The sequence below is a fragment of the Novosphingobium sp. genome, from assembly GCF_025351285.1.
Taxonomy (GTDB): domain Bacteria; phylum Pseudomonadota; class Alphaproteobacteria; order Sphingomonadales; family Sphingomonadaceae; genus Novosphingobium.
In genome coordinates this window covers 59,984-75,727 of the sequence record NZ_JANXWG010000053.1, presented here as the reverse complement: position 1 = coordinate 75,727, position 15,744 = coordinate 59,984, and the positions used below count along the sequence as shown (strand labels likewise).

The window sequence follows — 15,744 nt, the reverse complement described above, 5'->3', positions numbered from 1 at the left end:
GATGACAATTCGGAAATTTGCACTGGCAGTTGCAAGCGTGATTGCAATGGCCGGCTCGGTACAAGTCTCGCACGCGCTGCCCGGCCCGGTCGAACGCGATGGCAATGTTTTCATCGTGCGCACGTGCGGCGGTGATCCGATGACCGGCAGCAGCGCCAACTGCGGCGCCAAGATCCTTACCGATTCCAACGGCACCCCGATCGAAACGGTGGACCCGAACGCAACCGTTGCAAACAACAACTACGGACCTGCGGAATTGCGGGCCGCCTACAACGTCCCGGTATCTACCTCGACCAAGACGATCGCGATCGTCGACGCCTTCGGCTATCCGGCTGCCGAAAGGGACCTTGGGGTCTATCGCGCCAGGTACGGCCTGCCTCCCTGCACCACCGCCAACGGCTGCTTCAAGAAAGTCGGCCAGACCGGCAGCCCGATCCTGCCGACTTACAATGTCGGCTGGGCGCAGGAAACAGCGCTCGATCTCGACATGGCGAGCGCTATGTGCCCGACCTGCAAGATCCTGCTGGTCGAAGCCACCAGCAATTCGTTCATCAACCTTGCCACGGCCGCGCAATTTGCCGCCAACCAGCCGAACGTCGTAGCCGTTTCGAACAGCTACGGTGCGACCGAAGGCAGCTACATTTCGGCTTACGCCTCGTACTATTCGCACCCAGGCGTGGCGATCACCGTCAGTTCGGGTGACAGTGGCTTCGGCAATCAGTTCCCGGCAGACCTGCCCACCGTCATCGCCGTTGGCGGCACCAACCTGCAGCACGCCTCAAACGCTCGCGGCTGGACCGAATCGGCCTGGACCGGCGCGGGCAGCGGATGCAGCGCAATTGTGCCACGGCAACCGTTCCAGGACGATGCGCTGTGCGGCAATCGCATGGAATCCGATGTTTCGGCGGTGGCCGATCCCAACACCGGGGTTGCCATCTATGGCCCGTTGAACGCGCCGAGCGGATCGAAGTCGGGCTGGGCTATCTTTGGTGGCACCAGCGTTTCGGCGCCGATCATTGCCGGGATCTTCGGCAGCAAGGGTGTGGGCGCGAATGACGCGACCGGCTTCTGGAAAGGCCGCGCCTTCCTCAACGATGTGACAACGGGCAACAACGGCACGTGCGGTGGAACCTACTACTGCAACGCCGGCACGGGCTATGACGGGCCAACCGGCAACGGTACGCCCAACGGCACCGGCGCGTTCGGCTTCACCCCTCCGTCCACCAATTGACCTGATCGGCGGCAAGGCCGGGCACCAACTGCCTGGCCGTGCTGCCTCGATTGCACGCAAATTCAAGGAATGATCCCATGAAGACGAGCCTGATGCTCTCGGCCTGCCTGGCCGCGTTGCTCGCCACTCCAGCCCTGGCCGTGACCGGTTCGGCCAGCAATACGTCAACCGTCACCCAAGCGGGCGACCACCAGACTGCAACGATCAACCAGACCGGCTCAAACGATGCGTCGACGACCGACCAGTCGAATGCCGCCAACACCGTCCTGGTCAACCAGTCGGGCAAAAAAGGCAGTTCCTCGGCGGTTACGCAAAGCGGCACCAACGGTTCAGCCACGGTTACCCAGACCGATGACGCCACCGGCACCAAGCCGGTCTCAACCTCATCGATCACCCAGCGCGGCGACACCGACGTGGCCACGATCGATCAGTTCAGCCAGAATTCGATCGCACAGAACGCGTCCACGATCACCCAGGTTGGCAGTTTCAACACCGCGGGCGTGATCCAGCGCAGCAGCGGCCAGACCTCGACGATCACGCAGAACAGCGACAACAACTCGGCGCTGGTGCTCCAGGGCGATGCATTGCTGACGTCGAACACCGGCAACACCACGACTGTGGTGCAGGGCGGCACCGGCAGCAACAATGCCGAAGTCCACCAGGAACAAGGCACTAACGGAATTGCCACGATCAACCAGTTGGGGAATTCCGGGATTGCCTACGTCGTGCAGTTCAACGGTTCGGGCAACTTGGCCACGATCGACCAGTCGGGCCTGAATGACCAGGCGACAGCCCAATCGTCCGGCAGCGGCAACACCATCAAAATCAAGCAGGTCCAGGACAACAACGAGACCACCACCGTGCAGACCGGTGACAGCAACATTTCGAACGTCAACCAGGTCAAGACCACCCCCACCCTGCCGTTTTACACGCTGACGTCGGACGGGCAGAACACCGCCGAAATAACCCAGACGGGCAACGGCAACCGTTCGGATGTCGACCAGAATGGCTTCCAGGGCATTCTATCGGTCGTGCAGACCGGTAACGGCAACTACGCGCAGTCGTCGCAGGAAGGCAGGCTTGGCGTCATCCAGGTCGAGCAGACCGGCGACAGCAACGAATCGTATTGGGACCAGACAGTTTCATCGCGCCGTGCAAACTTTACGCCATTTAACTTTTCGTTTGAGGTATTTCAGCAGGGCAACAGGAACATCTCGCACGTAACCCAAGCGGGATACGGCCTCGGCAACGCGTTCGGGACGGCCAACCAGGTATTCTATGGTACCACCTACTCCGTCCATAACGATATTCTTGTGGTCCAGATCGGCGACGACAATCAATCCACGATCAACCAGGGCGGGGGCAACCCGGCCCTCTCCGTCGCGAACTACAACGATGCCGAAGCCTTCCAGCAGGGCAATGGCAACAACTCGCGGATCGACCAGATCGGCGTCAATGATTACGCCGAAATCGATCAGGGCGTGAAGGGTGAAAGTTTTGGTGGAGCGGTCACCGCCAGCAACGGCAGCAGCAGCATTGTCTCGCAATCGGGCACCACCGACGCGCTCGTTGTTCACCAAAGTGGCACCGGACAGAAATCGACCGTTACCCAGAGCGGCAATGGCGATACGGCTTACGTGCAGCAGTTCGGGTCTACGAACACCTCCACGTTGACCCAGTCGGGGAACAGCGATCTGGCGCAAGTGCTCCAGCTCGGCTCGCTCAACATGTCGACCCTGACGCAGAGCGGCAACAACAACGGCGCCAACATTCAGCAGGCGTCGATTGGAAACACCTCGACCGCGACGCAGTACGGCAACAACGGGACGGTCCTGATCATCCAGAACCATTGAGCCAAAACTATTGTGCGGGTGACCCGGGCGCGCTTTGCGCCCGGCGCACGCAAGGCATCAGCAGGCCCGGCCGCCATTGGCGCGCCGGGCCTTTGCTTGTCCGATGCAGATCGGGAATGCGTGCTCCCGAAGTTTGCCGGTTGCGCGCAGCCGGTCAGCGGTTGCCGGCAACTGGTGGCAGCTTGGACCCCGGCGCGGCGGGCTGCCGCGGCGCTGGCGGGTGGCTCGGATCGTAGCGCCGGACTGTGTGCGGTGTAACCACGATGGAGAGCCCGGTTTTGCACTTGGTGCCGCGATCGATGCGGAAGGCTCAGCAGCGGAATCTTGCTGCGCGTGTCGATGGCGCTTTTCTGCGTCAGCTCGCCGATCACAAACGGATCGCCGCCGCGCACCATGCCCGAGGTTTCGGCCTTGCGCCGGCTGATCGTGGCGCTGATCCTGGCATGCGATCCGCTTTGCGCAGCGGTCCGCGGGCGCGAAACGATCTTGCCCTGGCCTTTTTTGGATCTGCGCATAGATCGCGGCCTGGATCTGGCCACCGACCAGCCGCCCGCCAACGATCGAACTGCGGTTGCTGATGTTGTCGGGGAACTGGCAATGCCAGCCCTGGTTGGTCAGGAAACCGGGCAAGATGTTCTGGCCGGTCTGCGCCGTTGCCGCGCGACGAGGGTGCGAAACCCGGCGAAGGCCGGATGATGAGCTTTACCTCGCTCAGCGATGCGGTGACAGGCGGGGCGCGATGATCGCCCTGCCCGGGTGCGCCCTGCCCGGGTGCTGCGCTGGCGCCAGAACCATGGCCGCAAGCGCGATCAGCGCTGGGTGGCAAGCCAGGAGATGATGTCCGCGCGTTGTTTCGCGTCTGCCACCATCACCACCATGCGCGTGCCCGGCACCAGCTTGCCCGGCGCGGTGAGGAAGGTGCCGAGAGTCTCGGGAGTCCAGGTCAGCCCCGATGCCCTGAGCGCCGGCGAATAGCCCGCGAACGCCCCCGACGCGGCCTTGCGCCCCACCACGCCGCGCAAGTTGGGCGCAAGCAACGTGGGTGCGCCCTTGGCGGCGACCGAATGGCAAATCTGGCACTTGGCCGCGAACAGCGTGGCTCCCGGTGCGGCCGCTGCTGGACCAGACTGTGCCGAAGCGGCAGCAGGCAAGGCAACGGTCAAGGTCATGGCGGCAAACAGCGAAGCGCGAATCATGCATTATCCCATCGGTTCAAGGATCACGCCGGATCCCGATCGAGCGACAGACCTAAGCCGTTTGCGCCGTTCTGAACAGGCCGCGCTGCAACGGGGCTATTGCACCAGCCGCGATGATTGCACCACGTTCTGGAAAAGCTGGTTGAGCGCCGCTGAAATGTCGCCGTCGGTACTCACCGTCTGCATCAGGTAAGTGCCGTCGGCGTTCCTCGTCGCGCAGGACTGCAATTGCGATTGGATCGTCGGCACCGGGCCCGAGGCGAAATTGTTGAAGGTGGGGTTGGAGGTATAGTTGATCGTCGCCGGATCGTACTGGGTATAGAGGATCGCGATCTTGGTTCCGTTGGCCTTGATCGCATTGCACTGCGTGATGTTGTTGGCATTGATTGCACCCATGCCATCGCCGGTGCTGTTGTCCTGCGCGCCGTCGGTCAAGATGATCAGCACATTCTGCGGGCTGGCTGGTGTCCCCAACCCCGCGCTCGACGGCATCGTCGATGACATGCCGGTCAGCAGCGCGGTGATATCGGTGAAAGCGTTCGAGCCGGGGCACGAGCTTGTCCAGCAACCGATCCCGGTCATCAGCGGGGCATTGGCGGTCAGGCTGGGAAAAGTGGAGCTGTAAGATGTCGCAACATCCGTCATCGTGTCCCACGGTGACGTCGAGACCGCTGCCGGAGCCCCATAGGCGAAGGTAAAGAACTGCAGCTTGTAAACCGGCGGCGTGGGCGCCCCGGCGTAAAGCAATTCGATGTTATGGGCATAAGTCGCCAGGTTCTGCGCGGCGGGGCTTTCAGCGTCGAGCCGCAGCGTGATGTTCTGCTGGCCTGGATTGATCGTCGCATAGTTTTGCGCAAGCCACCAGGAATCGGGGAAATTGACGGTTACCGACGAATAGAAAAGCGAGCCATTGGGCCGGTACTTCAACGTGATGGTGTTGTTGACCGAAGGGCCGCTGGTCCAGTAATTGCCTCCGCACGCAGTCGCGCCGCTGGTGACCGATGCGCTCGAACCGATCTGGTTGAAGTTGACGTCATAGACGTTGGCGTTGCTGCACGATACGCGATAGACCGTGCCGGTATCGAAGCCCGTGGTGTAAAGCGCGTTGCCATTCACATCGCGCACGAAATTGCCGTAATTCCAGGTGTGCGAATTCTTCGAATGGCACGCGAAATCGCAGCCGACCACCGGCCAGCCGAATGCGCCCGCTCCCGTCCACACCACCCCGTTCTTGAGATTGGCGATGCCCGCGCTGGTGGTTGGCAACAGCATCGAGGGCGAAACGTCGAGCGTGACATAGAAATTGATGCTTGGCGGCTGCGACGCGTCCGAGCTGGCCGATCCCGTTACCGTCAGCGTTGGCGACCCCAGGATGCTCGAGAACACGTTGCGCACGGTTGCGGTGTAGGCAACCGTCGCGGTGCGCAGGGACCCTGCGCAACCCGCCGCCGAACTGGCCGGGTTGACGGTGACCGTGGGAGTCACGCTGGCCAGATCGGTCAACCCGCTGACTTGCGCGTTGAACATGCCCGTTGCGGCGGCTTTTGCAGTGGCGCTCGATTGGCACAGCATCGCCGGGTCGACCGCGGCCAGCACGGCCGCGTCGGCGATCGAATTGAGGTCGGTCTGCATTTTCTGCGCACGGCTGTAATCGATGCCGAAGCCGATCGCGAAAGTCAGCGGGATCAGCCCGAATGCCAGGATGACCATGACGTTGCCCCCCCGGTCACGTCGCAGGCGGCAGCCGAAATCGACCCACCGGTCACGCCGCAGGCAGTGGCCGAGTGCGATGCAGGAACCGATCAGGTGAACGACGACGCGCGTGTGCATGGATATGGTCCCGACCATGGCTAGTTGAGGCGGGGGCTCATGTAGATGGCGTTGGCCATCTTCGTGGTCGTGATCGCCTTGTAGCTGATCGCCGGGGTGTAATCGTAGCTGACCTTGCCCACGAACAAGTAGGCGCCCGCCTGCCCCACCACCGGCGTGTTGCCGCTGGCAGGCGTGTTGGCGCAGATGTCGGTGTTGGTCGTGCTCGATGCGGACGATGTGGGCGCCAGCGGATAATAGGAAGCCGATCCCGACAGCGTCGTCAGCAACCCGCTGGGCAGCGTGACCAGCGTGGGTGATGCCGGTGACCCGGCGGTGATCGGCGATGTCACCACGGTTCCGACATTGGTCTGCGTCTGGCTTTGCGACCACACCACGTAAGCTTGCGTGGTGCTGCAAACGCGCAGCAGCGTGATCGTCTCGGTGCCGCTGGCCATTGGATAAGGGCTCAACACCAGCGCGCCCGCGCTCAGGTAGGTCGTAGCGGATGTCGTGGACGGCGCGCCCAGCACGCTGGTGGGCGACAGCGCGTGGCTGGCCAGGTTTGCCAGCGTGGTGGCTGCGATCGTCACCTTGCGGTTGCACGCGACCATGTCGGAGACGGTATAGGCACCCAGGTACATCACCAGCATCACCGGCAAAGCCATCGCGAATTCGATCAGCACCATGCCATCACGGTCATGCCCCAACCGCTTCAGCATGAGCTTTGCCCCGATGCGCAGGAATAGGATTCGGTGCTGACGACCGCGGTTGCCGCCATCGTCTGCTGTCCGTTCTTGGCCGTGAGCGACAGCCCGTTAAGCCCGAACAGGCTGGTCATCGTCTGCCAGTTGTAGAACAACTGGACCACGACGATGCGGTTCTGCGAACCCGCGATAGCACTGCTGCCGGCATTGCCGGAAACCGTGGAATCGCTCGCGGAATCGCACGCCGAACCATAGCAATTGTATGTCGGCGTGGTGATGATCGCGTTGGTGAACGCCGCGTTGGCGGGCTGGATCACCACGTTAGCCGTCAGGTTGCCGCAGTTCATGAACGGCGGCAGTTGCTGGGCGATGGTGATCGCTGCGCCGCTCGCGGTGGTCGCGTTGGCGCCGTTGCACAGCGTATTCTTGAACGTGGTGGCCGACATGCCCTTGGCGCTGCCGATCGTGGCGGTCTGTGCCAGCCCGGTCAGAAACATCCGCCCGGCACCTTGCGCTGCGGTTTCCAGCCCCTGCTGCGTCAGGAACGCCATCGCAACGTAGAAAATGCCCGTCAGCAGCGCGATGAATGCCGGCCCGACAATGGCGAATTCGATAATTGCCGTGCCGCTGGTATCACCCCACAGCACGCCCATGGCATTGACCCAACGGCTCGCGTTCGGCCGGTTCGGATTTGTACGACTGGGACGGGGCAGGTTCGGCATGGAACCACCCTAGAAAAAGACGACTAACACCCACGGTAGCGCGCGGTACGAGCAAATACGGGTTCGGCCGGGCTTTGACCGTCGGAAAGGCCGTTCGACGGAACGACCAGGACGAACGTTTCCGTCCTCGCCCGGATGACCGAGCAGGACGATGGGTAGCGGCGGGTTCGCTGCAGGAAGCGCTGGGTTCGGCACAGCCACGCCACGAATGCCCGACGCAAAGGCTTGAACGCCTGCCCGAAGGGGGCTCGCCCGAAGAGGCAGATCGCTGTCCTGACCCCTTGCTCCGCGCGCCGGTTGCGGTATGACACTTGCGTAGCGCGCGCTGGCGATGCGGGGGATTCACGATGGCAACCTTCACCCTTCCCAAGAACTCCAAGATCACCGGCAAGCCGCGCCACCACGCGGCTGCAACATCCGGCAAGATCCGCAAGTTCAAGGTCTATCGCTACGATCCCGACAGCGGCGACAACCCGCGTTACGACACTTTCGAAATCGATCTGGACCAGTGCGGCCCGATGGTGCTCGATGCGCTGATCAAGATGAAGGGCGAACAGGACCCGACGCTGACCTTCCGCCGTTCGTGCCGCGAAGGCATCTGCGGTTCATGCTCGATGAACATGAACGGGCGCAATGGTCTTGCCTGCACCACCGCGATCGAAGATCTGAACGGCGAAATCCGCATCACGCCGCTGCCGCACATGCACGTGATCAAGGACCTGGTGCCCGATTTCTCGCACTTCTACGCGCAATACGCCTCGATCCGCCCGTGGCTGCAAACCGTCACGCCAACGCCGTCGGGCAAGGAACGGCTGCAAAGCCCGGCGCAGCGCGAAAAGCTCGACGGGCTTTACGAATGCATCCTGTGTGCCTGCTGCTCGACGTCATGCCCCAGCTACTGGTGGAATTCGGACAAGTTCCTGGGCCCCGCCATCCTGCTCCAGGCGTATCGCTGGCTGGCCGACAGCCGCGATGAGATGACTGGCGAACGGCTCGATGAACTCGAAGATCCGTTCCGTCTGTACCGCTGCCACACGATCATGAACTGCTCGAACGTTTGCCCCAAGGGCCTGAGCCCGGCGCGCGCGATCGCAGAGATCAAGAAGCTGACCGCCGAACGCGCGATCTGACGCTTGTCGCGGACATGACCGAGACCGTGACGGATCGGGCAAAGCCCAATTTCGAGAGCTTTCCCGATCCCGAAAACTCCGGCTGGTTCACTTGGCAATTGAGTGATCCGACCCGGTTCAACGGTCAGATTCTTGGCAAGATGATCGTGAGGCTCGATCCCGACGGACGTGCCCGGACGCGAATGTTTCCCGAACGCCGCCACACCAACCTGGCCGACAATCTCCACGGCGGCACCATCCTGTCGCTGATCGACGTGTCGCTGTTCTCGTGTTCGCGGATGTTCGGGCTGATCGAGGCGGGCACTGCGGTCACCCTCGACCTTTCCGTCCAGTTCCTCGGCGCGGGCAAGGCCGACAAGCCGCTCGACGCCGTGGCGGAGTTGCTGAAGGAAACGCGCCGCCTGCTGTTCCTGCGCGGACTGGTCGAACAAAACGGTGCGGCAATCGCCGCATATTCGGGCACGATCCGCAAGCCCACCGCGCGATGACCCCCCTTTTCGCATGACTGGCGTGCTACCATGATCGGGGTTATGGCCCGCTACAACGAATTGATTGCAGCGGGTGAGTTGCGCGCCGATCCCGAACAAGCGGCGGGCGCAGCGCGGCTCGACAAGTTGCAGCAGGAACTCGAAGCCGTGCCGCCGCGCGGAAGCCTGTTGTGGCGGCTGGGCAAGGCCAAGCCGCTACCGCCACGCGGCGTTTATCTGTGGGGCGGCGTGGGGCGCGGCAAGTCGATGCTCATGGACTTGTTCCATGATTGCCTGAATGTGCCGGCCAAGCGCCGCGTGCACTTCCACGAATTCATGCTCGAAGTCCACGCCCGGCTGCGTGAGGAGCGCAAGAAGGAGAGCGGCGACCCGGTTCTGCCCGTCGCCGCAGCCATCGCGCGCGAAACGCGGGTGCTGGCGTTCGACGAAATGGTGGTCAACAATTCTGCCGACGCGATGATCATGAGCCGGCTGTTCACCGCGCTGATCGTGACGGGCGGGCTGGTGGTTGTGACCACGTCCAACCGCCGGCCCGACCAGCTCTACAAGGATGGCCTCAACCGCGAGCATTTCCTGCCGTTCATCGCGCTGATCGAACAACGGCTCGACGTCATGACGCTGAACGGGCCGACCGACTATAGGCTCGATCGCTTGAACGGGGTCGGCACATGGCACGTCCCCAACGGACCGGAAGCGACAGCCGCTGTGCGCGAGGCGTTCTTCCGCCTCACCGATTATCCACCCGAAGACAGCGCACACGTGCCGGCGGCGGAGCTTGACGTTGGCGTCGGGCGCACCATTCACGTGCCCAAGTCGCTCAAGGGCGTGGCGGTGTTCAGCTTCAAGCGGCTGTGTGAGGACGCGCGCGGGGCCAGCGATTACCTGTCGATCGCGCGCAAGTATCATACGGTGATTCTGGTCGGCATGCCGCAGATGAGCAAGGATTTGCGCAACGAAGCCGCCCGCTTCGTGACATTGATCGACGCGTTGTACGAACACAAGGTCAAGCTGATCGTCAGTGCCGATGCTACACCTTCGGAACTTTACGCCGAGGGAGATGGTCGCTTCGAGTTCGAGCGGACCGAAAGCCGGTTGATGGAAATGCAAAGCGCCGCGTACCTTGCACTGGGTCACGGCGAGACTTGAGCGAAGGACACAGTCGCATGATCGTCACCACCACAGAAGCGATCGCTGGCCATCGGGTTACTGAAAGCCTGGGCCAGGTGTTCGGCGTGGTCGTGCGCAGCCGCGGGCTCGGCGGCAACATCGTGGCCGGCTTGCGGAGCATCATCGGGGGCGAAATCAAGGAATACACCGCGCTCGTCGAGGATACGCGACGCCACGCCATCGATCGGCTGTCGATCAACGCGCGGCTGATGGGCGCCGACGCAGTGGTGATGATGCGCTTCGATTCGGGATCGATCGGCCAGACCATGAACGAAGTCGTCGCCTATGGCACCGCGGTCAAGATCAGCCCGCTAGGCGGCGCCGGGTAATGGCAAATGGCCTTCGCCCGGTCGGATGGGCCGTGGGCGGCACGTTGTTCGTGGCCGGCCTGGTGCTTCATCTGGTCACCGGGCACGGCTATGGCCTGATCATCGGCAGCTTGATCGTGATCGGGTCGGTCCTGCTCGAAAGACGCTATCGCAACAGGCCTGCAACCGACGGCCTGCCCGCCGACCGCTGGACCGCGACGGGCGAGCGCTTCATCGATTCCGAAAGTGGAGAGGCCATGCAGGTCTGGGTGGATTCACTGACGGGCGAGCGGCGATATTTGCCGGCTACGGGGTCGATCGCAATACGGGATTGAATGGGCTGCGCCTCGGTCGGTCGGTCAGACCGGGACGATTCGCATGGCGAAGTCGGTGTTTCGGTGGCCGAATCTCAGCCGCGTTCACGTTTGGAACGCGCTATTGTGGCTAACCTGTAAGCTGCGGCCGAATGGAAGCTCGCGCGCGCAAGGCTTCGAACAAGCTTAGCTTACAGTGACGTCCACGACATGACCCGCCCCGCACCAACCATGCCTTCAAGAATCTGGCAGGGATCGGGCTAGCGGTACTGAGCAGCCGACAAACTGCATCAACCCCTTGAGAGTCTGCCCAAAATCGGACCCTGAAATAGCAAATCCCGCACGGCTTGCACCGCGCGGGACGCTAAACTATGGCAATCAATAATCCGGCAACCCACCGAAAGTACAATTGCTTGTCCCTCGGCGACCCCCCGTTTGCCTGCCTTGCGGCTAGGCCAACGGATCAGGTTGCTCGCTTACTTGAATGCCCAGTTCCAGAAACCACCTTCGGACATGTATGCCTCCATCGACTAGGAGACTGATGGTTACCACCGGATTAAGTGGTTAACAATCTCTAAATGCGGCCGAAATGGATCTGCCGGTTTCCGAGCACCGCGAGACGAGCTCGGCCAGCGGCACCGGCCGGCCGATCCAGTAACCCTGCGCGTGGTCGCAATCCATCGCGCGAAGCATGTGGAAGGTTTCCTCGTCCTCGATCCCTTCTGCCACCACTACCTGCCCCAGTGCGTGCGCAAGACCGATCGTGCTGCCGACGATCGTGCGGTTGCGCGAACAGGTGGTGATCGCGGAAACGAAGCGCCGATCGAGCTTGAGTTCGTCGCTCGGCAGTTCGGCCAGGTAGGACAAGCTCGCTTCACCTGTCCCGAAATCATCGATCGACAACCGGAACCCCATGGCGCGCAATTGCGAGAGGTTATGCCTTGCTGCCGGACGGTTCTGCACGCCCGAGGTTTCGGTCACTTCCACGGTCAGGCGGCGTGCATCGATTCCCCGGCGACGAACAATCTCGCTGAAATTGCTGACCAGGGATGGCTTATCGACCATCTGTCCCGAAAGATTGATGCTCATCTGGAACAGCGGATCGCCAACGCTGAGCGCTGCATGCGCGCTGATAGCCTGTTCGATCACCCAATATGTCAGCGTATCGATGCGGCCGGCACGTTCGGCCTGGAGGATGAATTCGTCGGGCTTGATCGGCCCACGTTCGGGATGATTCCATCGAATCAACGCCTCGGCCCCAGAGATCCGATTTACCCGGAAATCCCATTGTGGCTGGAACGCCAGCCAGATTTCGCCATTCCGCAGCCCATCGTCGATCCGCGAATGGAGCGATAGATCCCATGACGCATCGGCCAATCGTGCGGCTTCGAAACTCTCCGTGGTGCGTCCATGGGTCAAGGCCTCAGTCGCGCTGGCGAGCGCGCTATTGACGCGGGTGTGCGCATCGAGCGCACCATTGCGATCGAGCCCGAAGTGAACGTTGGTATCGAACGTATGATCGCCGATGCGCAACGGCGCCGAAAACAACGCCTTCAAGCCGTCCAGATGATCGAATTGCGTATCGAGCGCTCGCGCCTCTTCGGTCCAGGCGAACTGCCCGCCCTCACCGTGGTAAATCTGCGCAGACCCCGATCCGACTGCCAGCCGCCGGGCGATCTGCTGTGCACATTCGCCATGCTGTTCGGTCGGCAGGGTGGCCAGAAACTCTTCATAGCGCGCGATGACGGCTACGACCACGTCATGGCCTGGATCGATTTTCCGTTCCGACAATGCAACCAGGTTGGGCAAGCCCGAAGTACTGGTGTGCCGAAACCGACTGCGCCAGCGGTGCCAAAGGTTGACGCTTGCATAGACAGCCAGCATCACAAAGGCATCTGCGGGGGTTGTGGTAATCCCAATCAGTTGCAGTGGAATCGGCAGCGCAATCGGCGCCAATGCCGCCAGGAAGGCGAATGCGATGCGCCAACGGAATTTTTCAGATCGCTGCGCCACAAGCAGAAGGGTAGAGGCCAGCAACAACGGAAACCAAGGACCCCAACTGGCTGAAAAAGGTCGGCGAAATCCGTATGCGGCGGTTACGTCGACCAATGTCGGGTCCACGCGGCCATGGCCGTGGTAACCGATTGCCTGGCTCGCACCGCGGGCCTGGGTGACCACGACGGTCCGGCCGGTCAACAGACCAGGAGCGAACTGGTTGTTCAAGACGTGCCGGGCATCGAGAACAGGCACGCTTTCGGGATCGAATTCAGCCGCAGCATAGATGCGCTTACCTTGGCGCGGATCTCGAGCCAAAGCGCTGGCAAAGGCTTTGTAGACCTTACCGTTTCGGACAAATTCGGTGGCTGAAGATGTGGCGTAGCCAAGAAAATTTGTCTTCCACGCCGAAATTACTCGTTGCGTACCGTGAAGTCGACCATCGTCGAGAAGTGGAGAGCCGAAAGTCGATTGATCGCCGTTACCGGCATGAAGCACAATCGAAAAATCATCGCCAAACTGACGAACAACTTCGGAAAATTTTCCATCGATTGCGTGTTCATCTCCCGGAACCAATGCTGCATCGAAGAACACACGCTGCGGAACTTGACGTCGGATTATCTCGATCAGTCGACTTTGATCCTGAGAGGCCCATTGCCCATTGGCGCCATCGACGGTCGGGACCTGTTCCGAGATGACAACGATCGAGTTGGGAACATTTTGCCCCCCGAACTTGAATCGAATATTCCAGTACATGTGGTTGAGCGGATCGGCGCCCCCGCTCAGCGCGCACAGCAAGCCGATCAGCAACGCTATCGCAAATGGAGTTCGAATGAACTTGCGCATGTGACCCTACATGGAACCCGGATCTCATGCATATTCCGAAATGGTTGCAATCACCCTAATTTGGTTACCACGCGATCAACGAAATGGTTTACACCAATCGCGCCAGTGCCTTGTCGAGCATCAACAACTGCCACAGCAGCCGGCCGTGCTCGGCTCGGCCGGCAGTGTGCGCATCGGCAATCGCGGCAATCCGTTTCGAATCGAACCAGCCGGTTTCCGCGAGCGTGCCCTTCTGGCCAATCTCCCGCGCGGCGCCTGCCAGCGGCCCGCGAAACCAGGCACCGATCGGGGTAACGAAGCCCATTTTCGGACGAAACAGCACATTAGCAGGTAGATAAGGCTGCATTACCCGCTTCATCAGCCATTTTCCGGTCGAGCCGCGGACTCGCATCGCTTCGGGCAGAGACGCCGCAAATTCGATCAGCCGGTGATCGAGCAGCGGTTCGCGCGCCTCCAGGCTTACCGCCATGCTGGCGCGATCGACCTTGGTCAGGATATCGCCAGGCATCTGGAACTTGAGGTCGACATATTGCGCGCGATCGAGCCCGCTGCGTGCGGGCGCCGCGCGCATCATCGCGATGAACGGATCCTCGGCGCGATATTCCCCGCGCGCGCGCAGGAAATCTGGGGTGTAGAGCGACGCGCGCAGCTCGGGGGGCGTGACCGAGACCGAGCGTGCGTAAGCCTCCTCGCCCGACAGCGCCAGGTTCAGGAACGTCGCCTTGGCGCGCAACGGCCGGGGCGCCCAATCGGCCTTGGGCCAGGCCCGGCCGAGTGCGCCGAACACACCCGAGCGCAAGCTGGCAGGCAGCATCCCTCGCGCGCGTTCTTCGTGCGCGTGGAACACCTGGCGCCGGTAGCCGGCCATGGCCTCGTCCATGCCGTCGCCCGACAGCGCCACGGTGACCTGCTCGCGCGCCAGTTCGCACACGCGCAAGGTCGGCAGCGCACTGGCGTCGGCAAACGGCTCGTCATAGATACCGACGAGCCGGTCGATCTGGTCGAAATCGTCGACCGAGACTTGTCGCGCGCGATGGTCGGTGCGGTACTGTTCGGCAACCTGGCTGGCGTATGCGGTCTCGTCCAGCGCCGCGACGTCGAAGCCGATGCTGCACGTCTTGACCCGGTCGGTGCTCGCCTCGGCCATCAGCGCAACCACGCTGGAGGAATCGACCCCGCCCGACAGGAACGCGCCCAACGGCACGTCCGCCAGCATCCGCGAACGAACCGCGTCGCGCAGCCGTTCGAGCAAAGCCTCGCCCAGTTCCGCTTCTCCACCGCGCGCACGATCGGCAAACGAAACGTCCCACCATGCCACCGATGGCGCGGGCGGCGTATCGTGACGAAGCAGCCGGTAATGGCCGGCCGCCAGCTTTTCCACCCCGGTCAGGATTGCGCGGTGATCGGGCACGAACCCCCACGCCAGATAATCCTCCACCGCAAGCGGATCGATCTTGCGAGCCAATCCCGGTTGCGTCAGCAACTGCTTGAGTTCAGACCCGAAAATCACCGACCCATCGGCCAGCGTCGCCATGTGCAGCGGTTTCACACCCAACCTGTCGCGCGCCAGCAGCAGCGTGCGCTTGTCGAGATCGTAAAGCGCGAAAGCGAACATGCCCTGCAACCGCGAGAGGCAATCGACACCCCAGCGCTGCCACGCTGCCAGGATCACCTCGCCATCGCCATCGGTGCGGAACTTCGCTCCCGTGTTGGCGAGTTCGGCGCGCAACTCACGGAAATTGTAGATTTCCCCGTTGAACACCAGCATCGCGCGGCCATCGGCCGATGCCATCGGCTGCGGCGACCCAGCCAGGTCGATGATCGCCAGCCGCCGGAAGCCCAACCCGATCCCGGGTGCGGTCCACACGCCTTGCCCGTCGGGCCCGCGGTGTACGATCGCGTCGCACATCGCCTCGATCCGGGCCGGATCGACCGGCGCTGTCCCGCGCGTGTGAAAAATGCCCGCAATCCCGCACAT

The 15,744-nt window shown here is 62.2% G+C and carries 14 protein-coding genes; 8 read left to right on the top strand and 6 right to left on the bottom strand.

Annotated features, from left to right (window positions below):
- Positions 1–46: 46 nt before the first annotated feature.
- From Q0R16_RS06365 to Q0R16_RS06355, 3 genes are all read left to right on the top strand, one after another.
- Entirely contained in the window at positions 47–1,231 is a 1,185-nt protein-coding gene (locus tag Q0R16_RS06365; protein WP_295633728.1) for a hypothetical protein, read from the top strand.
- A gap of 77 nt (positions 1,232–1,308) precedes the next feature.
- The gene (locus Q0R16_RS06360; RefSeq protein ID WP_295633727.1) at positions 1,309–3,084 is read left to right on the top strand and encodes a hypothetical protein; all 1,776 of its coding nucleotides are present in this window, start codon (positions 1,309–1,311) and stop codon (positions 3,082–3,084) included.
- A 324-nt stretch (positions 3,085–3,408) separates the two neighbouring features.
- On the top strand, positions 3,409–3,780 hold the full coding sequence (locus tag Q0R16_RS06355; protein WP_295633726.1) for a hypothetical protein: 372 nt from the start codon (positions 3,409–3,411) through the stop codon (positions 3,778–3,780).
- Positions 3,781–3,893: 113 nt separating this feature from the next.
- Here Q0R16_RS06355 and Q0R16_RS06350 read toward each other — a convergent pair whose 3' ends face one another.
- The 4 genes from Q0R16_RS06350 to Q0R16_RS06335 form a co-directional block, all read right to left on the bottom strand.
- On the bottom strand, positions 3,894–4,280 hold the full coding sequence (locus tag Q0R16_RS06350; RefSeq protein ID WP_295633725.1) for a c-type cytochrome: 387 nt from the start codon (positions 4,278–4,280) through the stop codon (positions 3,894–3,896).
- Between the two features lie 96 nt (positions 4,281–4,376).
- Positions 4,377–6,110 carry a pilus assembly protein TadG-related protein gene (locus Q0R16_RS06345; protein WP_295633724.1) on the bottom strand — a complete coding sequence of 578 codons (1,734 nt, stop codon included), beginning with the start codon at positions 6,108–6,110 and terminating at the stop codon, positions 4,377–4,379.
- Between the two features lie 20 nt (positions 6,111–6,130).
- Positions 6,131–6,811: a TadE/TadG family type IV pilus assembly protein gene (locus Q0R16_RS06340; RefSeq protein ID WP_295633721.1), complete on the bottom strand. Its 681-nt coding sequence runs from the start codon at positions 6,809–6,811 to the stop codon at positions 6,131–6,133.
- The gene (locus Q0R16_RS06335; RefSeq protein WP_295633718.1) at positions 6,805–7,449 is read right to left on the bottom strand and encodes a TadE/TadG family type IV pilus assembly protein; all 645 of its coding nucleotides are present in this window, start codon (positions 7,447–7,449) and stop codon (positions 6,805–6,807) included. Before Q0R16_RS06335 ends, Q0R16_RS06340 begins: the two co-directional genes overlap by 7 nt.
- 416 nt (positions 7,450–7,865) lie before the next feature.
- On the opposite strand from Q0R16_RS06335, the gene Q0R16_RS06330 reads away from it, so the two are divergent.
- From Q0R16_RS06330 to Q0R16_RS06310, 5 genes are read left to right on the top strand one after another with little or no spacing between them, the layout of a single operon-like run.
- Positions 7,866–8,648, top strand: a complete 783-nt coding sequence (locus Q0R16_RS06330; protein WP_295633715.1) for a succinate dehydrogenase iron-sulfur subunit — start codon at positions 7,866–7,868, stop codon at positions 8,646–8,648.
- 14 nt (positions 8,649–8,662) lie between these two features.
- On the top strand, positions 8,663–9,136 hold the full coding sequence (locus Q0R16_RS06325) for a PaaI family thioesterase (protein WP_295633712.1): 474 nt from the start codon (positions 8,663–8,665) through the stop codon (positions 9,134–9,136).
- Between the two features lie 30 nt (positions 9,137–9,166).
- The gene (gene zapE / locus Q0R16_RS06320; protein WP_295633708.1) at positions 9,167–10,282 is read left to right on the top strand and encodes a cell division protein ZapE; all 1,116 of its coding nucleotides are present in this window, start codon (positions 9,167–9,169) and stop codon (positions 10,280–10,282) included.
- 17 nt (positions 10,283–10,299) lie between these two features.
- Positions 10,300–10,632 carry a heavy metal-binding domain-containing protein gene (locus tag Q0R16_RS06315; RefSeq protein ID WP_295633705.1) on the top strand — a complete coding sequence of 111 codons (333 nt, stop codon included), beginning with the start codon at positions 10,300–10,302 and terminating at the stop codon, positions 10,630–10,632.
- A gap of 32 nt (positions 10,633–10,664) precedes the next feature.
- Positions 10,665–10,946, top strand: a complete 282-nt coding sequence (locus Q0R16_RS06310; protein ID WP_295633702.1) for a hypothetical protein — start codon at positions 10,665–10,667, stop codon at positions 10,944–10,946.
- Between the two features lie 543 nt (positions 10,947–11,489).
- Here Q0R16_RS06310 and Q0R16_RS06305 read toward each other — a convergent pair.
- Together Q0R16_RS06305 and Q0R16_RS06300 are read right to left on the bottom strand one after the other, a co-directional pair.
- Complete coding sequence (locus Q0R16_RS06305) at positions 11,490–13,766, bottom strand: EAL domain-containing protein (protein ID WP_295633699.1); 2,277 nt, start codon at positions 13,764–13,766, stop codon at positions 11,490–11,492.
- A gap of 88 nt (positions 13,767–13,854) precedes the next feature.
- On the bottom strand, positions 13,855–15,744 hold the full coding sequence (locus Q0R16_RS06300; protein ID WP_295633696.1) for an XrtA/PEP-CTERM system amidotransferase: 1,890 nt from the start codon (positions 15,742–15,744) through the stop codon (positions 13,855–13,857).

Coding starts and splice junctions, on each gene's coding strand:
- Q0R16_RS06325 (WP_295633712.1), top strand. CDS start 8,663: ATGACCGAGACCGTGACGGATCGGGCAAAGCCCAATTTCGAGAGCTTT.
- Q0R16_RS06345 (WP_295633724.1), bottom strand. CDS start 6,110: ATGCACACGCGCGTCGTCGTTCACCTGATCGGTTCCTGCATCGCACTC.
- Q0R16_RS06315 (WP_295633705.1), top strand. CDS start 10,300: ATGATCGTCACCACCACAGAAGCGATCGCTGGCCATCGGGTTACTGAA.
- Q0R16_RS06300 (WP_295633696.1), bottom strand. CDS start 15,744: ATGTGCGGGATTGCGGGCATTTTTCACACGCGCGGGACAGCGCCGGTC.
- Q0R16_RS06360 (WP_295633727.1), top strand. CDS start 1,309: ATGAAGACGAGCCTGATGCTCTCGGCCTGCCTGGCCGCGTTGCTCGCC.
- Q0R16_RS06340 (WP_295633721.1), bottom strand. CDS start 6,811: ATGCTGAAGCGGTTGGGGCATGACCGTGATGGCATGGTGCTGATCGAA.
- Q0R16_RS06305 (WP_295633699.1), bottom strand. CDS start 13,766: ATGCGCAAGTTCATTCGAACTCCATTTGCGATAGCGTTGCTGATCGGC.
- Q0R16_RS06330 (WP_295633715.1), top strand. CDS start 7,866: ATGGCAACCTTCACCCTTCCCAAGAACTCCAAGATCACCGGCAAGCCG.
- Q0R16_RS06350 (WP_295633725.1), bottom strand. CDS start 4,280: ATGATTCGCGCTTCGCTGTTTGCCGCCATGACCTTGACCGTTGCCTTG.
- Q0R16_RS06365 (WP_295633728.1), top strand. CDS start 47: ATGGCCGGCTCGGTACAAGTCTCGCACGCGCTGCCCGGCCCGGTCGAA.
- zapE (WP_295633708.1), top strand. CDS start 9,167: ATGATCGGGGTTATGGCCCGCTACAACGAATTGATTGCAGCGGGTGAG.
- Q0R16_RS06335 (WP_295633718.1), bottom strand. CDS start 7,449: ATGGGCGTGCTGTGGGGTGATACCAGCGGCACGGCAATTATCGAATTC.